The sequence below is a fragment of the Catenuloplanes atrovinosus genome (genome assembly GCF_031458235.1).
Lineage (GTDB): Bacteria > Actinomycetota > Actinomycetes > Mycobacteriales > Micromonosporaceae > Catenuloplanes > Catenuloplanes atrovinosus.
Genome location: NZ_JAVDYB010000001.1, coordinates 7,879,819 through 7,898,751 on the forward strand (window position 1 = coordinate 7,879,819; position 18,933 = coordinate 7,898,751).

General features: G+C 73.2%; 18 protein-coding genes and 1 tRNA gene. 12 read left to right on the forward strand and 7 right to left on the reverse strand.

Annotated elements, in window-relative coordinates:
- Positions 1-2: 2 nt before the first annotated feature.
- Complete coding sequence (gene sp36 / locus J2S41_RS35145; RefSeq protein ID WP_310374524.1) at positions 3-158, reverse strand: Sp36 family protein; 156 nt, start codon at positions 156-158, stop codon at positions 3-5.
- A gap of 120 nt (positions 159-278) precedes the next feature.
- On the opposite strand from sp36, the gene J2S41_RS35150 reads away from it, so the two are divergent.
- From J2S41_RS35150 to bagB, 3 genes are read left to right on the forward strand one after another with little or no spacing between them, the layout of a single operon-like run.
- On the forward strand, positions 279-824 hold the full coding sequence (locus tag J2S41_RS35150; RefSeq protein ID WP_310374526.1) for an Rv0361 family membrane protein: 546 nt from the start codon (positions 279-281) through the stop codon (positions 822-824).
- Complete coding sequence (gene bagA, locus J2S41_RS35155; RefSeq protein WP_310374527.1) at positions 793-1,770, forward strand: ATPase BagA; 978 nt, start codon at positions 793-795, stop codon at positions 1,768-1,770. The genes J2S41_RS35150 and bagA overlap by 32 nt, the downstream gene beginning before the upstream one ends.
- On the forward strand, positions 1,767-2,921 hold the full coding sequence (gene bagB, locus J2S41_RS35160) for an ArsA family ATPase (RefSeq protein ID WP_310376759.1): 1,155 nt from the start codon (positions 1,767-1,769) through the stop codon (positions 2,919-2,921). The genes bagA and bagB overlap by 4 nt, the downstream gene beginning before the upstream one ends.
- A gap of 5 nt (positions 2,922-2,926) precedes the next feature.
- Here bagB and J2S41_RS35165 read toward each other — a convergent pair whose 3' ends face one another.
- Entirely contained in the window at positions 2,927-3,235 is a 309-nt protein-coding gene (locus J2S41_RS35165; protein WP_306836035.1) for a WhiB family transcriptional regulator, read from the reverse strand.
- A gap of 489 nt (positions 3,236-3,724) precedes the next feature.
- Here J2S41_RS35165 and J2S41_RS35170 point away from each other — a divergent pair, with 489 nt between their 5' ends.
- The gene (locus tag J2S41_RS35170) at positions 3,725-6,124 is read left to right on the forward strand and encodes a transglycosylase domain-containing protein (protein WP_310376760.1); all 2,400 of its coding nucleotides are present in this window, start codon (positions 3,725-3,727) and stop codon (positions 6,122-6,124) included.
- Between the two features lie 43 nt (positions 6,125-6,167).
- Here J2S41_RS35170 and J2S41_RS35175 read toward each other — a convergent pair whose 3' ends face one another.
- The gene (locus tag J2S41_RS35175) at positions 6,168-6,617 is read right to left on the reverse strand and encodes a GatB/YqeY domain-containing protein (protein WP_310374530.1); all 450 of its coding nucleotides are present in this window, start codon (positions 6,615-6,617) and stop codon (positions 6,168-6,170) included.
- 25 nt (positions 6,618-6,642) lie between these two features.
- On the opposite strand from J2S41_RS35175, the gene J2S41_RS35180 reads away from it, so the two are divergent.
- The 3 genes from J2S41_RS35180 to J2S41_RS35190 all read left to right on the forward strand — a co-directional run bounded on the left by J2S41_RS35180 (position 6,643) and on the right by J2S41_RS35190 (position 8,108).
- Positions 6,643-7,536, forward strand: a complete 894-nt coding sequence (locus J2S41_RS35180; protein ID WP_310374532.1) for a metallophosphoesterase — start codon at positions 6,643-6,645, stop codon at positions 7,534-7,536.
- A gap of 73 nt (positions 7,537-7,609) precedes the next feature.
- Positions 7,610-7,683, forward strand: a tRNA-Pro gene (locus tag J2S41_RS35185).
- A 164-nt stretch (positions 7,684-7,847) separates the two neighbouring features.
- Positions 7,848-8,108 (forward strand): hypothetical protein, encoded by a 261-nt coding sequence (locus J2S41_RS35190; protein WP_310374533.1) that lies wholly within the window; start codon positions 7,848-7,850, stop codon positions 8,106-8,108.
- 148 nt (positions 8,109-8,256) lie between these two features.
- Here the strand turns inward: J2S41_RS35190 and J2S41_RS35195 are convergent, their stop codons facing one another.
- The 3 genes from J2S41_RS35195 to J2S41_RS35205 all read right to left on the reverse strand — a co-directional run bounded on the left by J2S41_RS35195 (position 8,257) and on the right by J2S41_RS35205 (position 12,685).
- Positions 8,257-10,275 (reverse strand): ATP-binding protein, encoded by a 2,019-nt coding sequence (locus J2S41_RS35195; protein WP_310374535.1) that lies wholly within the window; start codon positions 10,273-10,275, stop codon positions 8,257-8,259.
- Between the two features lie 7 nt (positions 10,276-10,282).
- Complete coding sequence (locus tag J2S41_RS35200; RefSeq protein ID WP_310374536.1) at positions 10,283-11,884, reverse strand: acyl-CoA carboxylase subunit beta; 1,602 nt, start codon at positions 11,882-11,884, stop codon at positions 10,283-10,285.
- Between the two features lie 123 nt (positions 11,885-12,007).
- Complete coding sequence (locus J2S41_RS35205) at positions 12,008-12,685, reverse strand: Crp/Fnr family transcriptional regulator (protein WP_033343613.1); 678 nt, start codon at positions 12,683-12,685, stop codon at positions 12,008-12,010.
- Between the two features lie 271 nt (positions 12,686-12,956).
- Between J2S41_RS35205 and J2S41_RS35210 the strand changes: the two genes are divergently transcribed.
- From J2S41_RS35210 to J2S41_RS35230, 5 genes are read left to right on the forward strand one after another with little or no spacing between them, the layout of a single operon-like run.
- A complete protein-coding gene (locus J2S41_RS35210; RefSeq protein ID WP_310374539.1) occupies positions 12,957-13,811 on the forward strand; it encodes a CapA family protein in 855 nt (284 codons plus the stop codon).
- 49 nt (positions 13,812-13,860) lie between these two features.
- Positions 13,861-14,646: an endonuclease III gene (gene nth, locus J2S41_RS35215; RefSeq protein ID WP_374728209.1), complete on the forward strand. Its 786-nt coding sequence runs from the start codon at positions 13,861-13,863 to the stop codon at positions 14,644-14,646.
- The gene (locus J2S41_RS35220) at positions 14,643-15,266 is read left to right on the forward strand and encodes a TlpA family protein disulfide reductase (protein ID WP_310374541.1); all 624 of its coding nucleotides are present in this window, start codon (positions 14,643-14,645) and stop codon (positions 15,264-15,266) included. The genes nth and J2S41_RS35220 overlap by 4 nt, the downstream gene beginning before the upstream one ends.
- A 47-nt stretch (positions 15,267-15,313) precedes the next feature.
- Positions 15,314-16,033 carry an NUDIX hydrolase gene (locus tag J2S41_RS35225; protein ID WP_374728210.1) on the forward strand — a complete coding sequence of 240 codons (720 nt, stop codon included), beginning with the start codon at positions 15,314-15,316 and terminating at the stop codon, positions 16,031-16,033.
- A gap of 52 nt (positions 16,034-16,085) precedes the next feature.
- Positions 16,086-17,270 carry a MarP family serine protease gene (locus J2S41_RS35230; protein ID WP_310374542.1) on the forward strand — a complete coding sequence of 395 codons (1,185 nt, stop codon included), beginning with the start codon at positions 16,086-16,088 and terminating at the stop codon, positions 17,268-17,270.
- A gap of 254 nt (positions 17,271-17,524) precedes the next feature.
- Here J2S41_RS35230 and mycP read toward each other — a convergent pair whose 3' ends face one another.
- Positions 17,525-18,826, reverse strand: a complete 1,302-nt coding sequence (gene mycP, locus J2S41_RS35235) for a type VII secretion-associated serine protease mycosin (protein ID WP_310374544.1) — start codon at positions 18,824-18,826, stop codon at positions 17,525-17,527.
- Between the last annotated feature and the right edge of the window lie 107 nt (positions 18,827-18,933).

Here is an 18,933-nt window from a genome sequence, read left to right on the forward strand (position 1 = left end):
CGTTACTCCTTCGGGCGCTTCATATAGGCCACGAGCTGCTCCGGGTTCGGGCCCGGCACGACCGCGACGAGCTCCCAGCCGTCGTCACCCCAGTTGTCGAGGATCTGCTTGGTGGCGTGGGTCAGCAGCGGCACGGTGGAGTACTCCCACTTCTGCATGGTCGACAGCCTAGAGGCTGCGTCGCCGAGCCCCGCATGACCGCTCCGGTTACGCTGGCCGACGGCGTCCCTGACGCCCGGTGAAGAGCGCCCCCGCTGCACCCGACCGGAGGAAGTGAGATGACGACCCCGCCAGACGGTTCGTACCCTCAGGAGGGTTTCGGTCCTGCTCCCGCCCCTGCGCAGGAGGGCTTCGGCCCGGCACCTGCGAAGCCGGCGAAGAAGCGGCGCCCGGTGCTGATCGCGTCGATCGTGCTGGCCGTGGTGGTGCTGCTCTGCGGCGGCGGCGGCCTGGCCGCGTTCCTGCTGCTGCGGTCCGTGGAGTCCGGCACCGGCGCGCCCGAGCCCGCGCAGGCGGTCGACAGCTTCCTCACCGCGGTCTACGCGGACCAGGACACGCGCGAGGTCGGGCAGTACGTCTGCTCGGACAGCCGGGACAGCGAGGACATCGACGCCAAGATCCAGGAGGTCAAGGGGTACGCGGCGCAGTACGAGGACCCGAAGTTCGACTGGACCGCGCCGCAGGTGTCCGACCAGACCGGCGAGACCGCCACCGTGACCACCACGGTGACGCTGGTCACCGCGGACGAGAAGACGGCGGACCAGGCGCTGACCTTCACGGTCGTGGAGAACAATGGGTGGTGGGTCTGCGAGGTCAAGGGGTGAGCATGTGACGGGGTCCTGGTCCGCGCGCCTCCACGTGGTCACCGGCAAGGGCGGCACCGGCAAGACGAGCGTGGCCGCCGCGCTGGCGCTCGCGCTGGCTCGGGACGGCAACCGCACGCTGCTGGTCGAGGTGGAGGGCCGGCAGGGCATCGCGCAGCTGTTCGGCCTGGACCCGTTGCCGTACGAGGAGCGGCGGATCGCCACGGTGCCGGGCGGCGGCGAGGTCCGCGCGCTGGCCGTGGACGCCGAGGCCGCGCTCCTGGAGTACCTGGACATGTTCTACAAGCTCGGCGCCGCGGGCCGGGCGCTGCGCAAGGTGGGCGCGATCGACTTCGCCACCGCCATCGCGCCCGGCCTGCGCGACGTGCTGCTCACCGGCAAGGCCAAGGAGGCCACCACCCGGTCGGTGAACGGGCGCCGGGCGTACCACGCGGTGGTGCTGGACGCGCCGCCGACCGGCCGGATCGGCCGGTTCCTGAACGTGACCGCGGAGACCGCGCGGCTCGCCAAGATCGGCCCGATCAAGACGCAGTCGGACGGCGTGGCCGCGCTGCTGCGCTCGCCGATGACCGCGGTGCACGTGGTGACGCTGCTGGAGGAGATGCCGGTCCAGGAGACGCTGGACGCGATCGTGGAGCTGGACCAGCTCGGCATCCCGGTGGGCAGGGTGATCGTCAACAACGCGCGCCCGCCGCTGCTGGCCGGTGGCCGGCCGACCCAGGCGGAGCTGCGGCGCGGGCTGGCCGCGGCCGGGCTGCCGGCGGACCGCGCGACCGTGGCCGGGCTGCACGCGGAGGCCAAGGCGTACCTGGCCCGGCGCGAGCTGGAGGACTCGCTGCGCACCGAACTGGCCGAGCTGAACCGGCCGCTGATCGAGCTGCCGCAGCTGCCGGGCGGGGTGACGCGCGAAGGGCTGGACGTGCTCGCCGACACCCTGCTGCGCTGAGCGCGGGCCGTTACGCTCGTTTCGTGCCAGCTGATCTCGACGTTGACGCGATTCTCGCCGATCCGGAATCCCGCATCATCGTGTGCTGCGGTGCGGGCGGCGTCGGCAAGACCACGACCGCGGCCGCGGTGGCGCTGCGCGCGGCGGAGCGGCACGGCCGCCGGACGGTGGTGCTGACCATCGACCCGGCGAAGCGGCTGGCCCAGTCGCTCGGCCTCTCCGAGCTGGACAACACGCCACGGCAGGTCAAGGGCATCGACACCGAGGCCACCGGCGGCGAGCTGCACGCCATGATGCTGGACATGAAGCGCACGTTCGACGACGTGGTGCTCACCCACACCGACCCGCAGCGCGCACAGGAGATCTTCGCCAACCCGTTCTACGCGGCCATGAGCTCGACCTTCGCCGGTACGCAGGAGTACATGGCGATGGAGAAGCTGGGCCAGTTGCGGGCCCGCGACGAGTGGGACCTGATCGTGGTGGACACACCGCCGTCCCGCTCCGCGCTGGACTTCCTGGACGCGCCGGCCCGGCTGGCCCGGTTCCTGGACGGGAAGATGCTGCGGCTGCTGCTGGCACCGGCAAAGGCCGGCGGCAAGAGCGTCTTCAGCCTGGTCACCGCGTCGTTCGGGATGTTCTCCCGGGTGGTGCAGAAGGTGATCGGCGCGCAGTTGCTGACTGATCTGTCCGGTTTCGTGGCCGCGCTGGACTCGATGTTCGGCGGGTTCCGGCAGCGCGCCGAGCAGACGTACCGAATCCTTCAGGCCAAGGAGACGTCGTTCCTGCTGGTGGCCGCGCCGGAGCCGGACGCGATCCGGGAGGCGGCCTACTTCGCGCAGCGGCTGCGCGACGACCGGATGCCGCTGGCCGGCCTGGTGCTCAACCGCATGCACGCGCCGGACGCGGACGGGCTCTCCGCGGCGGACAGCCTGGCCGCGGCGGAGGCGCTGGACGCGTCCGGGGAGAGCCCGGCCACCGCGGACGCGCTGCGCATCCACGCGGCGCTGACCGAGCAGGCGGCGCGCGAGCAGCGGGTGGCGGCGCGGTTCACGGACGCGTTCCCCACGGTCCCGACGGTGGTGGTGATGGCGCAGCCCGCCGACGTCCACGACGTCGACGGGCTGCGAAGTATCGGCGATGCGCTCGCCTAGTCCCGTTATCCGGCGTGCACCAGGACGTTGGTGCGGCTCTTGTCCTGCTCGCGCAGGGCTGCCTCGAACATCTTCCGCCAACTCGCCACGTGCGGGTGCCGGCGCAGCAGCGCACGCCGTTCCCGCTCGGTCATTCCTCCCCACACCCCGAACTCGATGCGGTTGTCGAGCGCGTCCGCCAGGCATTCGTTACGGACCGGGCAGCCGCGGCAGATCCTCTTCGCCACGTTCTGCTCCGCCCCCTGAACGAAGAGCGCGTCGGGATCGCCGTTCTGACACGCCGCCATGGTCGGCCAGTCGCTGATCATCCCCATCTGTGCACGTCCCCCCAAGCTGTACCGCCGCCGACCCGTATCCCCCGGTCGCGGCACATGTCCCTTGCCGGTGCGTCCCGACCGGCCACAGATCCCCCGGTCACTCCCCGCTATCCTCGCGGCACGGAGGGTGACATTCGATCTCCGGAACATCATGCTCCGTAGTTAGGCGATTACGCAACGTTGTCGGTTAAATCGACCAGGTCAGACACTTCGCCCTCTTCACCAATATCGTGATATCTATCGATGGGCCGCGTGGCCGGCCGAGATGCGCCCGGGCGGGATTGGCGGAAAAGGCATCACCGGTGGCCGGGAGGCGGCACACTGGTGCGGGGGAGAGCTGCCGCACGCCACGGGTAGTGCGACTTGCACAACGAATGCAAGGCCCGCGAGACATGCTCTCGATCGGTCGGGTTTTCCGCCGCGCGTGCCATAACGGACAGAAGGTGTAATCAGCCCTTTTCGCCGTAGCCTTGGACCGTGAGCTGGATCAGGAAACGTGACCACACCGTCTTTTCCGGCGCGTCGTCACTGGCCATCTGCGGCCTGCTGGCAGGCATCGTGGTGGCCGCGGCCGCGTTCCCGGCGGTGGCCATGTCCGGCCTGGCCGCGAAGGCCGGCGCCGAGACGTTCGACCGGCTGCCCACCGAGCTGACCGTGCAGCGCGCCCCGCAGAACACCTACCTGTACGCGTCGGACAACCGGACGCTGGTCGCCATGATCTACGACGAGAACCGGAAGGACGTCGAGATCAACGACATCCCGCCGGTGATGCGCAACGCGATCATCGCGGCCGAGGACCACAACTTCTACCGGCACAACGGCGTCGACATGAAGGGCATCGCGCGCGCGTTCGTCAACAACAAGGCCGGTGCGGCGCAGCAGGGCGCGTCCACGCTCACCATGCAGTACGTCCGGATGGCGATCTCCTACTCCGCCGCGCACCCGGCCGACGTCGTCCGCGCCACCGAGGACACCAGCGCCCGGAAGCTGCGCGAGATGCGGTACGCCATGCAGGTCGAGCGGGAGATGTCCAAGGACAAGATCCTGGAGCGCTACCTGAACATCGCGCCGTTCGGCAACGGCGCCTACGGCATCTGGGCCGCCAGCCAGGTCTACTTCAGCAAGCAGCCGAAGGACCTGAGCACGGAGGAGGCCGCGATGCTGGCCGGCATGGTCAAGGCGCCGTCCGCGTTCGACCCGACCACGCCCACCGGTCACCCGCTCGCGCTCAGCCGGCGCGACTACGTGATCGACAACATGACCGAGATCGGCGCGGTCACGCCCGCCGAGGCGGCCCGCGCCAAGGCCGCCGAGCTCACCGTGAACGGCACCCGCACGCCGAACGGCTGCATCAACTCGTCCCACAACGAGTGGGGCTTCTTCTGCGACTACGTCTACCGCTGGTGGATGGAGCAGGGCGAGTTCGGCGGCACCCCGTACGACCGGGAGCGGCGGCTGAAGAGCGGCGGCTACCGCATCGTCACCTCGATGAGCGTGCAGACGCAGAACGCGGCCCGCCGGCACGTGCACAAGCGCGCCAAGGACGACAACCGCAACGCGCTCATGGTCGCGGCCGTGGAGCCCGGCACCGGGCGGGTGCAGGCGCTGGCCGTCAACCGGGTCTACAAGAACGACGACGCGCACAACGAGCCGAACAGCGACCCGGCCAAGCGCCGCGCCGGGCTGCGCGGCACGTACCCGAACACCACGAACCCGGTGGTCACCGGCAGCGCGGACGTGCACGGGTACCAGGGCGGCTCGGTCTTCAAGATGTTCGCGCTGGTCGCGGCGCTGGAGAAGGGCTACCCGCTGAGCTACTCGATCTACGCGCCGGAGACCTACCACTCCCGGTACGTGATCAGCGCGTCCAGCCCGGCGGCCTGCGCGGGCCGCGCGCTCTACTGCCCGAAGAACGCGGCCAAGAGCATGACCGGCGTGCACAACATGTGGAGCGCGTTCGGCGCGTCCGTGAACACGTACTTCATCCCGCTGCAGGAGCGGGTGGGCGCGGACAACGCGGTGGACGTGGCCAAGCGGCTCGGCATCCGGTTCCGCGCCGCGAACGACGCCCGGTTCGCCGACGACGAGCAGGCCGCGTCGCAGTGGGGCGCGTTCGCGCTCGGCGTCTCCTCCACCACGCCGCTCGACCTGGCCACCGCGTACGCCACGCTCGCCGCGGACGGCCGCCACTGCGAGCCGATCCCGGTCATCGAGATCCGCCAGGAGGGCGAGGCGCTGCCCGCGGCCCGGCCCCGCTGCAACCAGGTGATCGCCAAGGACGTGGCGCGCGCCGCGATCGACGCGGCCCGCTGCCCGGTCGGCGACCGCTCCGAGACCTCCCGCTGCCGGGGCGCCACCGCCGGGTCCGTGCGCCGCGCGGTCGGCAAGCCGATCGCCGGCAAGTCCGGCACCACCGACGGCGACCGCACCGCCAGCTTCGTCGTCACCACCCGGCAGCTCACCGTGGCCGGCATCGTCGCGGACACGGACAACGCCAGCACCACCATGCGCGGCGGCGGCGACGGCTGGGGCAACCCGCACACCGAGGCGGTCAACCCGGCCGTCTACCTCACGCTCGCGGACGCCATGGAGGGCGTGGAGGCCGAGGACTTCCCGCCGCCCAGCCGGCGGATGCTCGACGGCGAACAGGTGGACATCCCGAACGTCCGCTGCGACTCCGAGCCCGACGCCCGCACCCGCCTGCTGGCCCGCGGCTTCGAGGTGCAGGTCGCGACCGGGCGGTACGACTCGTCCTGCCCGGCCGGCACGGTCGCGGGCACCGAGCCGGGTGGCAGCACCATCGAGGGCGGCGTGGTGGTGCTCCGGCTCAGCTCCGGCCGCCCGACCCGGCCGGCCACGCCGAGCCCTTCACCGTCCGCCCGCTGAGAACCGCGCCGGGGGTACGTACCCCCGGCGCGTTCTGGTGGACTCAGACCGCGAGCTGGCGGCGGACCTCGGCCGCCACCCGGCCGCCCTCCGCGCGCCCGGCCACCGCGGCCCGCGCCGCCTTCATCGCCGGCCCCATCGCGGGCGTGCCGCCCAGCCCGGCCAGCGCGCCGGCCACCACCTCGGCCAGCTCCTCGTCACCGAGCTGCTTCGGCAGGTAGCGGTCCAGGATCTCGTGCTCGGCCAGCTCCTTCGCGGCCGACTCGGCGCGGCCCGCGTCCGCGAACGCCTGCGCCGACTCACGGCGCTTCTTGGCCTCCTTGGTGAGCACCGTCAGCACCTCGTCGTCCGAGAGATCCCGCTTCGCCGACCCGGCGACCTCCGCGTTGCCCACCGCGGTCAGCGCCATCCGCAGCGTCGAGGTGGTGAGCTCGTCGCGGGCCTTCATGGCGGTGTGCAGGTCGTCGTTGAGGCGGTCCTTGAGCGTACCCATGGGCAGTGAAACTACCCTGGTCTCCATGCGGAAGCGCACCCTTTTCAGTCTGGCCGCCGGCACGGTCGCCGCCGGCGCCGCCACCCTCGCCTACGCCTCGCTCGTCGAGCGCAACATGTTCACACTGCGCCGGTTCGACGTGCCGGTGCTGGCCCCCGACGCCGAGCCGCTGCGCATCCTGCACCTCTCGGACCTGCACATGATGCCGGAGCAGCGCCGCAAGCAGCGCTGGGTCGCCGCGCTCGCCGCCACCGATCCCGACCTCGTCGTGGTCACCGGCGACAACATGGCCGACCCGGCCGCCGTCCCCGGCGTGCTGCGCGCGCTCCAGCCCCTGCTCGACCTGCCCGGCGCGTTCGTCTTCGGGTCCAACGACTACCGCGGCCCCGTCTTCAAGAACCCGTTCAGCTACTTCAACCCCGACCGCGAGTACGTCCAGGGCGTCGAACTCCCCGCCGACGAGCTCCGCCAGGTCCTGGTCGACGCCGGCTGGCACGACCTCAACAACGCCCGCACCACGCTCAAGGCCGGCGGGCGCGTCATCGAGCTGGTCGGCGTCGACGACCCGCACGTCGACCGCGACGACTACCCCCTGGTCGCCGGCCCCGTCTCCGACGTCGCCGACCTGCACGTGGCGCTCACCCACAGCCCCGAGCCCCCGCTGCTGGACCTGATGGCCTCGGACGGCTTCGACCTGCTGCTGGCCGGCCACACCCACGGCGGGCAGGTCTGCGTGCCGCTCTACGGCGCCCTGGTCACCAACTGCGGCATCCCCCGCAGCATGGTCAAGGGCCTGCACCGCTGGCCCGGGTCCGACTCGTGGCTGCACGTCTCCGCCGGCCTCGGCACCCACCCCACCGCGCCCGTCCGCTTCGCCTGCCCGCCGGAGGCCTCCCTACTCACGCTGATCCCGCGCTGACCTGCGGAAACGCGCCGACGGGTATACCGATTTCGCCTGGGCGATGTGGTCGGATAGTATTTGAGCCGCACCCCGGGGTGTGGCGCAGCTTGGTAGCGCGCCTCGTTCGGGACGAGGAGGTCGTCGGTTCAAATCCGGCCACCCCGACAACCGGAAGTGCAGGTCAGGGCCGGTCTCCGCTGGGAGACCGGCCCTGATTCGTCTCTCAGCGGCGCCGTACCGTTGAGGTATGCGTATCGCCCTCGTCACGTCGGAGCGGATGCCTGCGGCGCACTGGCACGACGGCGACTCGGAACTGCTGGCGGCGGAGCTTGAGCGGGCCGCGGCCGCATGATCTGACCGCGCGGCAACGTGCGGTCGCGGGCGATGTCTATGCGGCGTTCCTGGCGCAGCGGCCGGCGGACGTGCCGCCGCCGTTCTCGGTCCGGATGGACTTCATCCTCGATCCCGGCAGTGCGGCGGGGATGCTGCTGCTGGAGGTGGAGGCGGTGGCGCCGGTCCGGTTCCTCGGCCTCCACCCGTCCAGGGTTCCGGCGTTCGCCCGCATGATCGCGGCGCGGGCGGCCGGCTGAGCATCGCCGCCGGATGGCGTCGGACGGCCGGATGGGCAAGTGCGCGGCCGGGACCCACCGCGGAGCCGGCAGGGAGGAGCGCCAGCGACGACCGGTGCCCGCGGGAGCGTGCGGACCCCGGCCACGCCGGAAGCGGGAAAGGCTGGTCTTAATCGGGGTTCAGCACCGCCAGGAGGGTGCCGGCGGCGACGTGGATGCCGGGCTGGACGGGGACGGAGGCGATGATGCCGGCGGACGGGGCGTGGACCGGGTGCTCCACCATCATCGATTCGAGGGTGAGGAGGAGGTCGCCGGCGCGGACGCGCTGGCCGGGGACGACCATGACGCGGGCGATGGCGCCGGGGAGCGGGGCGGTCAGGGAGCCGTCGGTGAGTTCCGAGGGGCGGGGGAAGCGGGGGAGTTCGGTGAGGGCGACGGAGCCCTCGGGGCTGTCGACGTAGGAGACGTCGTGGACGCGGTGGACGCCGAAGGTGAGGCGGATGCCGTTGACGTCCAGGACGACCCGGTCGGGGGCGGCGGAGACGACGGCGACCGGGGGGTGGTCGTCGGTGAGCGGTGGGGCGCCGAGGCCGGCCAGGTCGAGTTCCTCGGGGTCGACGGCGCGGACCCACCAGCCGGCGAGCTCGCCGGTGCGTTCCAGGCGGTAGCCGACCTCGACCGGCCCGGCGGGGCCGTCGTAGACGGTGATCTGGGCGCCGGACGGGACGTTGCGCCAGCCGGACGGGATGGTGGCCAGCACGGTGCTGGTGGCGCGGCGGGCGGCGGCGCCGGCGAGCGCGGCGGCCAGGCAGGAGACGCGGACCGCGTCGACCGAGGAGAGCAGCGGGGCGAAGACCTCGGGGTGACGGTCCACGAAGTTGATGTCGACGTTGCCGGAGCGGAACGCCGGATGCCGCAGGACACGTACCAATAAATCGCGGTTTGTCACGACGCCGTGCACGTGCGAGCGGGTCAGCGCGGCGGCCAGCATGCGGGCGGCCTCGTGCCGGGTGGGCGCCCAGGCCACGAGCTTGGCCAGCATGGTGTCGTAGTGGACGCCGACCGCGGAGCCGTCGTCCACGCCGGTGTCGAGGCGCAGGCCGGGCTGGGGGAGCGGGCGGAACGAGCCGGCCACGTCCGGCACGTGGAAGCGGTGCAGGCGGCCGGTGGACGGCAGCCAGGCGTACGCCGGGTCCTCCGCGCAGAGCCGCACCTCGATCGCGTGCCCGCGGACCGGTGGCGGCGTGCTCATCGGCAGCGGCGAGCCCTCCGCGACCAGCAACTGCAGCCGGACCAGGTCGAAGCCGGAGACGCACTCGCTGGTGGCGTGCTCCACCTGGAGCGCGGTGTTCATCTCCAGGAAGAAGAACTCGCCGGACGGCGCCAGCAGGAACTCCACGGCGCCGGCGCCCACGAAGCCGGACGCGCGGACCACGGCGGTGGCGGCGGTGCACAGCTCGGCGCGCAGGCTGGGGGAGACCGCGGGGGACGGCGTCTCCTCGATCAGCTTCTGGTAGCGGCGCTGGATCGAGCACTCGCGCTCGCCGAACGTGATCACGCCGCCGGTGGAGTCCGCGATCACCGGGATCTCGATGTGCCGGGCGCGTTCCACGTACGGCTCGGCCAGCGCGGTGCCGTTGCCGAACAGCCCGGCCGCCTCGCGCCGGACCGCGGCGAACGCGTCCGCGAGCGTGTCCCGGTCCCGGACGATGCGCATCGCCCGGCCGCCGCTGCCGACGTCCGACTTGACCAGCACCGGGAAGCCCGGCACGTGCTCCGGCTCGCCGAACGCGGGCAGCATCGGCACGCCCGCGTCGGCCAGCAGCGCGCGGGACTCCAGCCGGGAGGTGAGCAGCGCGATCGACTTCGGCGGCGCGCCCACCCAGGTGAGGCCCGCGTCGATGACCGCGGCGGCGAAGTCCGCGCTGTCCGCGAGCAGCCCGTAGCCGGGGTGCACCGCGTCCGCGCCGGTCTTGCGCGCGGCGCCGAGGATCAGGTCCGCCCGCAGGTACGTGGCGGTCGGCGCGTTGCCCGGCAGGTGCACCGCGTAGTCCGCCTCGGCCACGTGCGGCGCGTGCGCGTCCGCGTCGGAGTAGACCGCGACCGTCTCGATGCCGATCAGCCGGCAGGTGGCGAAGATCCGCCGGGCGATCTCTCCGCGATTGGCGACCAGAAGTCGTCGGATCATCAAGCCCTCACATCCGGAATACGCCGAACCGGTCGGCGCCACCGACCGGGCCACTGTGGATCGCGGACAGACACAGCCCGAGTACGGTCCGGGTGTCCCGCGGGTCGATCACGCCGTCGTCGTGCAGCCGGCCGGAGACGAACAGCGCGGCGGTCTGCGCCTCGACCTGCCGCTCCACGTTCATCCGCAGGTTCCGGTCGAAGTCCTCCTCGTACCGCTGGCCCTTGACCTCCGCGGCCTGCCGGGCGAGCGCGGTGAGCACGCCGGTGAGCTGCGCGGGCGCGAGCGCGGCGGTGCGCGCGTTGGGCCAGCTGAACAGGAAGCGCGGGCGCATGGCGCGGCCGGACATCGCGTACGCGGCGGGACCGTGCGCGGCGCCGAGGTTCACCGCCAGGTGCGGTACGGCGGACGAGGCCACCGCGCTCATCATCGCGGACGCGTGCTTGACGATCCCGGCCTGCTCGAACTCGGGGCCGGTCATCAGCCCGGACGCGTTCTGCAGGAACAGCAGCGGCGTGCCGGACGCGTTCGCCAACTGGATGAACTGTGCGGCCTTCTGCGCCTCCGCGGAGACCAGCACGCCGCGCGCGTTGGCCAGCACGCCGACCGGATAGCCGTGCACCTCGCCCCAGCCGGTGACCAGCGCGGGGCCGTAGCCGGGCTTGAACTCGTCGAAGTCGCTGGCGTCCAGGACCCGGGCCAGCACCTCGCGCGGGTCGAACGGCGTGCGCTCGTCCGCGGACGGGATCGCCAGCAGGTCCTCCGGGTCGTACTTCGGCGGCGCGGCGAGCGCGGTGCGCGGCGGCGGGCCGAGCTTGCGCCAGTTCAGCCGGCGCATGCACTGGCGGGCCAGGCGTACCGCGTCGCGCTCGTCCTCGGCCAGGAAGTCGGCCAGGCCGGAGCGGGTGGCGTGCATGGCGGCGCCGCCGAGCGCCTCGCCGTCGATGATCTCGCCGGTCGCCTCCTGGACCAGCCGCGGCCCGGCCACCGAGACCTTCGCCTGCGCGCGGACCAGCACCGTGTAGTCGGAGAGGCCGGGCAGCCAGGCGGCCACGTCCACCGCGTCGCCGAAGACCACGCAGACCGTGGGGATTCGGCCGGCGGAGAGGCGGGCCAGGTCGCGCAACACGGCGCCGCCGGGCACGAACGCCTCGACCTGGGCCGGCAGGTCCGCGCCGGCGGACTCGACCAGGCTGATCAGCGGCAGCCGGTTGGCCAGCGCGATCTCGCCGGCCCGCTCGATCTTGCGCAGCGCGATCGGGTTGAGCACGCCGCCGCGCACGGTCGGGTCGTGCGCCACGATCACGCACTCGACGCCCTCGACCACGCCCAGGCCGGTGACCACGCCGGCGCCGACCGGCTGGTCGGTGTGCCAGCCCGCGACCGGGGAGAGTTCCAGGAACGGCGCGTCCTGGTCGAGCAGCAGATCCACGCGCTCGCGGGGCATCAGCCGCCCGCGCGCGTGGTGCCGGGTGACGTGCCGCTCGCCGCCGCCGGCGCGCGCCAGATCGAGCGCGTTCGCCAGCGCCGCGAGGCGCTCCCGCATCGCGTCCCGGTTCTCCTGGTACGCCGGGTTGCGCGGATCGATGGCACTGTCGAGGACAGCCATGCAACAACCCCTCTTCGGTTCGCCCGGCCCTGGTGCCACACGTCGTAACGAGTGACCCGCAGGGGCGAAACGCGCCGAGCCCCGGCGGATCACCCGCCGGGGCTCGAAACGATGAGGAGAGTTCTAGACGCGGGCCCGGCGGGCCAGGCGCTCCGGGTCCAGAATGATCACGCTCTTGCCGTCCAGACGCAGCCAGCCGCGCGACGCGAAGTCGGCGAGCGCCTTGTTGACGGTCTCCCGGGACGCGCCGACCAACTGGGCCAGCTCCTCCTGGGTGAGATCGTGCGTGACGCGGAGGACGCCCCCGTCGCGGGTGCCGAACCGGCCTGCCATCTGCAGGAGGTTCTTCGCGACCCGGCCGGGGACGTCGGTGAATATGAGGTCGGCCAGGTTGTCGTTCGTCCGTCGTAGCCTGCGGGCGAGCACCCGGAGCAGTTGCTCCGAGATCTCCGGCCGGTTGTGCAGCCACGGGCGCAGCGCCTGCTTGCGCAGCCGGGCCAGCCGGGTGTCGGTGACCGCGGTCGCCGTCGCGGTGCGCGGACCGGGGTCGAAGAGCGAGAGCTCCCCGAGCATGTCCGACGGACCCATGATCGAAACGAGATTCTGCCGGCCGTCAGCCGCGCGCCGCCCGAGCTTGATCTTGCCGGACAGTACGATGTACAGGCTGTCCCCGGGCTCGCCCTCGTTGAAGACGACCTCGCCCTTGCGGATCTCGAGGGTCTCCATCTCCTTGGCGAGCGCCTCGGCCGCCTCAGGATCAACCCCCTGGAAGATCCCGCTGCGGGCCAACACCTCGTCCATGCGCACCTCCGCCAAGCGCCGAGCTGTTTCTGCTACCGGTCAGAACCTGGATGGCCGGTGTAGCCTTCGCGCGCAGTCAGTCTAGGCGCACGCGGGCCGGAATCGGGCGTGCACCCCAGGAATCTTGATCCGGAAGCGTAACCAACCAGACCTCAACGGACGGTAACATCCGACGCCCGCCAGCTCTAGAGCGAAGATCACGCTCCGCAGTTCGACTTCCGATCTCGCATCCGTGCGTTTGTTCAGTATGGCGCGCAAACCGGTCTTTGTTGTGCTTTTCGCCCTGGTCCTGCTGCTGGCCACCGGACTGACCGGGGTCCACGCGGTCGCGGTCGCCACCGCACCGGGCAGCCGGCCGCTCTGGCTCGCGGTGCCGCCGTTCGTCCCGCGCCCGCCCGCGCCGCCGCCCCGGCAACGGCCGTCCGGGCTGCTCTCGATCGTCGCGACCGGCGACGTCACGGCGGGCGCCACCGTGCCGGACGGCGTCCGGCGGCTGCTCCGGGCGGACGTGGCGACCGCGAACCCGCCGTACCGCCGTACCCCGGCCGCCGCGGCGGGGCTGCGCGCGGCCGGCTTCACGATCATCAACGGGTACGGCACCACGGCGGTCCGCGGCATCCGGGTCGAAGTGCTCGGCTTCCCGGCCGGCGCCGACCCGACCGCGGCCCGGCGCGCCGTGACCGCGGCGGCGAAGCGCGCGGACGTGGTCGTGGTGCACGCGCGGCTGGGCGCGCCGGGACGCTACCGGGTGGCCGGCGGCGCCGAGGTCCGGTTCGCCCGCGCGGTGGTGGACGCGGGCGCGGACCTGGTGCTCGGCCACGGCCCGGGCGTGCTGCGCGGCATGGAGTTCCACCGGGGACGGCTGATCGCGTACGGCCTCGGCACGTTCGCCGGCCCCGCCGGGCGTACCGGCCGGTACGCGACCGCGGGCGTGCTGCGGGTGACGCTGCGCGCGGACGGCGGCTGGGCCGGCGGCACGTTCACCGCGACCCGCCCGGACCGGGCCGGCCGGCCGGTGGCGGACCGGACCGGCGCGGGACTGCGGCACGTGCGCGAGCTGACCGCGTCCGACTTCCCCGGCACCGGCCCGGCGGTCGGCGCGACGGGCGCGCTCTCGGCGCGGTAGACGACCCGCCGGAGGCGGCGGGCCGGGGCGCCGACGTACGCTGGCCGATGTGACCCGCACGCCCGCCCCGGCCGAGTCCCCGCTCGCGTTGACGCGCCGCGCCCGCCGGATCGGCCGGTTGCTCACCGAGACGCACCCGGACGCGCACTGCGAGTTGAACCACGACGGCCCGCTCCAACTCGCGGTCGCCACCATCCTGTCCGCGCAGTGCACGGACCAGCGGGTCAACGAGGTCACGCCGAAGCTGTTCGCCCACTACCCCACGGCCGCGGCCTACGCGGGCGCGGACCGGGCCGAGCTGGAGGAGCTGATCCGGCCGACCGGCTTCTTCCGCAACAAGACCACCGCGCTGATCGGGCTCGGCCAGGCGCTGGTCACCCACCACGGCGGCGAGGTGCCCGGCCGGCTGGACGACCTGGTCAAACTGCCCGGCATCGGCCGCAAGACGGCGAACGTGATCCTCGGCAACGCGTTCGGCGTGCCCGGCATCACCGTCGACACCCACTTCCAGCGGCTGGTCCAGCGGTGGCGGCTCACCGCGGAGACCGATCCCGTCAAGATCGAGCACGCGGTCGGCGCGCTCTATCCGAGGCGCGACTGGACCATGCTGTCGCACCGGATCATCTTCCACGGCCGCCGGGTCTGCCACGCCCGCAAGCCCGCCTGCGGCGCCTGCACGCTGGCGAAGGTCTGCCCGTCGTACGGCACCGGCCCGACCGAGCCCGAGGTCGCGGTGAAGCTGCTCAAGGGCCCGCGGGCCGGCGCACTGGCCGAGGCGGTCGGGCTCGACCCGGCGCTGGTGCCGGCGGCCGCCACGACCGTGGACGTGCCGTGAGAGGTGCCGTGCGGGCCGGTGCCGCCGCGATCGCGCTGGCGCTGGCCGGATGCACCCCGGCGCCGGCGACCGTGGCCGCCGGCGCGGGCGACGTCGTGCCCGCCTCCCCGTTCGCGGACTGCGCCGGGCTCGCCGCGCCGCCCGGTGCGGACCCGCCGGAGCCGCCCGGCGAGGTGCTGCTGGACCGGCTGCCGGAGCTGGAGCTGTCCTGCCTCAACGGCGGCGACATCGTCACGCTCACCGCGCTGCGCGGGCCCGCCGTGATCAACCTGTGGGGTTCCTGGTGCGGGCCCTGCCGGGAGGAGCTGCCGGCCGTCCAGGCGTACGCGGACCGCGCCGCCGGCCGGGTGCACGTGCTCGGCGTCGACACCGCCGACCGGCAGTCCACCGCCGAGGACCTGGGCCGCAAGCTGGGCTTCCGGTTCCCCTCGCTGTTCGACCCGAACCGGGAACTGCTGACCGCGCTCGCCGCCGCCGAGGTCGGCGCGCCCGGCCTGCCGGCCACCGTGCTGATCGACGCGGAGGGCCGGGTGCGCGGCGTCCACCAGACCACCGCGCTGGACGAGGCCGGGCTGGACCGGTTCGTCCGGGACCACCTCGGCGTGACGGTCCAGCCATGATTGAGCGGTTTCCGGCCGGCGGCCGTAGATCACCCGGAGGTGAGGGCGTGAGCGACGAGCTCCCGGAGTGGCTGGCGCCGCTGGCCAAGCGCGCGGCCGCGGCGACCGCGCGCGACTTCACCCGCCTGCCCACGCCCACCGGCGAGGGGCGGGCCAGCGCCGTGCTGGTGCTCTTCGGCGAAGGGCCGGACGGCCCGGACGTGCTGATGCTGGAGCGGGCCGCGGACATGCGCAACCACGCCGGCCAGCCCGCGTTCCCCGGCGGCGCCGCCGACCCGGGCGACGCGGACGCGGTCGCCACCGCGCTCCGCGAGGCGAACGAGGAGGTCGGGCTGGACCCGGCCAGCGTCACCGTGCTCGCCGAGCTGCCGAAGCTGTGGATCCCGATCAGCCGGTTCGTGGTCACGCCGGTGCTGGCCTGGTGGCACGCGCCGCACCCGGTGCACCCGCGCCAGCCGGCCGAGGTCGCGCACGTCGCCCGGCTGCCGATCGCGGAGCTGTGTGATCCCGACCACAGGTTGCAGGTGCGGCACGGCAGCGGCTGGATCGGACCGGCGTTCGACTCGCAGGGCATGGTCGTGTGGGGATTCACCGCCGGCGTGCTCTCCGCGCTGCTCGACATGGGCGGCTGGAGCCGGCCCTGGCCCCGCGACCGCGTCGCCGAACTCGACGAACGGCTGCGCCCGGTGCTCGTACCCTCGGAAAGCCCTGTGACCGAGCCGGCGGCGCCGCCGCCGGCCGACGACGTCAGCGGTCCCCTCGCATGAGGCGTCGTCGCAGCCCCCGGCGGCCCTTGGCCGGCATACCTACCCTAGGCGGGTGCCCGTGACCGACCTCGTCCTCCTTCTGCTGATAGTGCTGTTCGCGGCGAGCGGCTACCGGCAGGGATTCGTGGTGGGGACGCTGTCCTTCGCCGGTTTCTTCAGCGGTGCGCTGCTCGGCCTCCAGCTCGGGCCGCTGATCGCGACGCAGTTCGCGGACCCCGGGATGCGGGTGATCGCCTCGCTGGTCGCGATCTTCCTGCTCGCGGTGATCGCGCAGACGCTGGCCGGCTGGTTCGGGGCCCGGCTGCGGCACGGCATCGTCAACCCCACCGGGCAGCGGGCCGACGAGGTCGGCGGCGCGCTGGTCTCGGTCTGCGCGGTGCTGCTGGTGGCCTGGCTGGTCGCGGTGCCGCTGGCGGCCTCCTCCGTACCGTGGCTGTCCCGCTCGATCACCAGCAGTTACGTGCTCGGCGTCGTGGACCGGGTGATGCCCGCGCAGGCCGAGGTGCTCTCCCAGGGGCTGCGGCAGACGCTCAACACCCGCGGCTTCCCGGAGGTCTTCGGCGGCCTCGGGACCACCCGCGCGCCGCAGGTGGAGGCGCCGGACCCGGCACTGGCCAAGTCCCCCGTGGTCCAGGAGGCGCGGCAGTCCGTGGTCAAGATCCGCGGCATCGCCAACGACTGCAGCCGGCGGCTGGAGGGCTCCGGCTTCGTCTACGCCGACGACCGCGTGATGACCAACGCGCACGTGGTGGCCGGCACCGACTCGGTCAGCGTCGAGGTCGGCGAGGAGCGGCTGGACGGCCGGGTCACGGTCTACGAGCCCGACCTGGACCTGGCCGTCATCTACGTGCCCGGCCTGGACGCGCCCATCATGGAGTGGTCGGACAAGGCCGGCAGCCGCTCGGAGAGCGCCATCGTGCTCGGCTACCCGCTGGACGGCCCGTACAACGCGCAGGCCGCCCGCCTCCGCGACGTCAGCGACATCACCGGCCCGAACATCTACGACTCCCGCCAGGTCACCCGGGAGATCTACACGATCAACGCACTGGTCCGGAACGGCAACTCCGGCGGCCCACTCGTCGACGCCCAGGGCGACGTGCTCGGCGTCATCTTCGCCGCCGCCGCCAACGACCCGAACATCGGCTTCGCCGTCACGGCCGCGGAGGCGGCCCCGATCGCCCGGGAGGGCATCGAGCGCACCCGCGCCGCCGGCACGGGAGACTGCACCGAGGGCTGACCGGCGTCGTCTCTCGGAAGATCAAGATCTTGATCTTCCCGCTTCCGGCGTGGTCGCGGTCCGCATGCTCCCGCGGGCACCGGTCGTCGCTGGCGCTCCTCCCTTCCGGTCCCGCGGTGGTCACCGCAGACCCACGTCGGGCGCGCCCGACGTGCGTGGCGGAACCACGCTGCGGCCCCGCATGCGCGAGCGTCCCCCGGCAGCGGGCCGGGACCGGCAGCGCGGAATGGCGGGCCGGGGGCCGCGACGGTGCGCTAAGGGCCTCGTCGGCCCGAGGGGCGGAGGCGGGGGAGGCGGTGGAGGGTCACGAAGTAGAGGATCGCGATCACGATCAGGACGGCTGAGCCGCCGATCAGGACGCCGAGGAGGCCGCGGCCGCGGGGGGCGGTGGGGGCGGCTTCCGCGGGGGCGGGCTGGGCCGCGCCGCCGGGGCGGCCCTCGACGCCGTTGCCGGGGGCCTTGGAGGCGTCGCCGGACTCGGCACGGGAGTCGCGGCCGGCGCCGGGGGCGAAGCCGAAGCCCACGTCGCCCGGGGGCTGCTCGTTGTCGAGCACGTTGTAGGACGCCTCGGGCAGGCCGTCGGCGAGCGCGGCGACCGGGTTGACCATGCCGAAGCCATAACGGTCGTCGCGGCCGGGCGCGCCGAGGTCGGTGGCGGTGCCGATCAGCCGGTTCACCACGGAGGCGGCGGACATCTGCGGCCAGCGTGCGCGGATCAGCGCCGCGGTGGCGGCCACCATCGGCGCCGCGAAGCTGGTGCCCTGGACCCGCCAGTAGCCGCCGGGGCGGGCGCCGATCAGGTCGGTGGCCGGCGCGGACAGCACCGTCTCCGGGCCGGTGATCGAGCCGGACCAGAGGCTGGTGCCGTTCTCCTCCAGGCCGGTCACCGCGATCACGCCGGGCTCGCGTGCCGGGTACCACACCTCGGACGGCGCGGACGCGGTGGAGTTGCCGGTGCAGGCGATCACCACCACGTCCTTGACGAACGCGTAGTCGATGGCGGTGGCGAGCGCGGGGCTGCTGCCCAGGCCGCCGAGCGAGAGGTTGATCACCTTGGCGCCGTTGTCCACGGCCAGGCGCACCGCCTTCGCCACGACCTGCGCGTCGTCGTACCGATTCTGCTTGTCCAGCACGCGGATCGGCAGGATCTGGGCGTCCGGCGCCATGCCGATGATGCCGGACTGATCCGGCACGCCGGCGATCAGCGCGGCGACCGTGGTGCCGTGCCCGACCGGGTCCGTGGTGCCGTCGCCGCCGGTGGTGACCAGGTCGAAGCCGGAACGCACCCGGCCGGCCAGGTCCGCGTGGGTGTCGTCCACGCCCGAGTCGATCACCGCGACCGTGACGCCCGCGCCGGTCGAGCGCTGCCACGCCTCGGCCATGCCCAACTCGGTCAGCGACCACTGCTCGTCGCGCACCTCGTCACCGGTCACCGGCAACGGAACCGCCGCGAACGAGCCCCCGAACGAGGCGGCCGGGCCGGCCGAGGCGGACGGCGGGCCGAACGGCAGCGTGGCCGTGGCGCCGACGAGCACCGCGGCGGCCAGGCGGGCCACGGCGGCACCCGGTCTCCAACGCCTGCTCAACTGTCACCTCGCTGCGGTCTCGGCTGGGTGAAGGTTACTCCCCGACGGCGCGCCGGCGGGCCGGACAACAAGTCCGA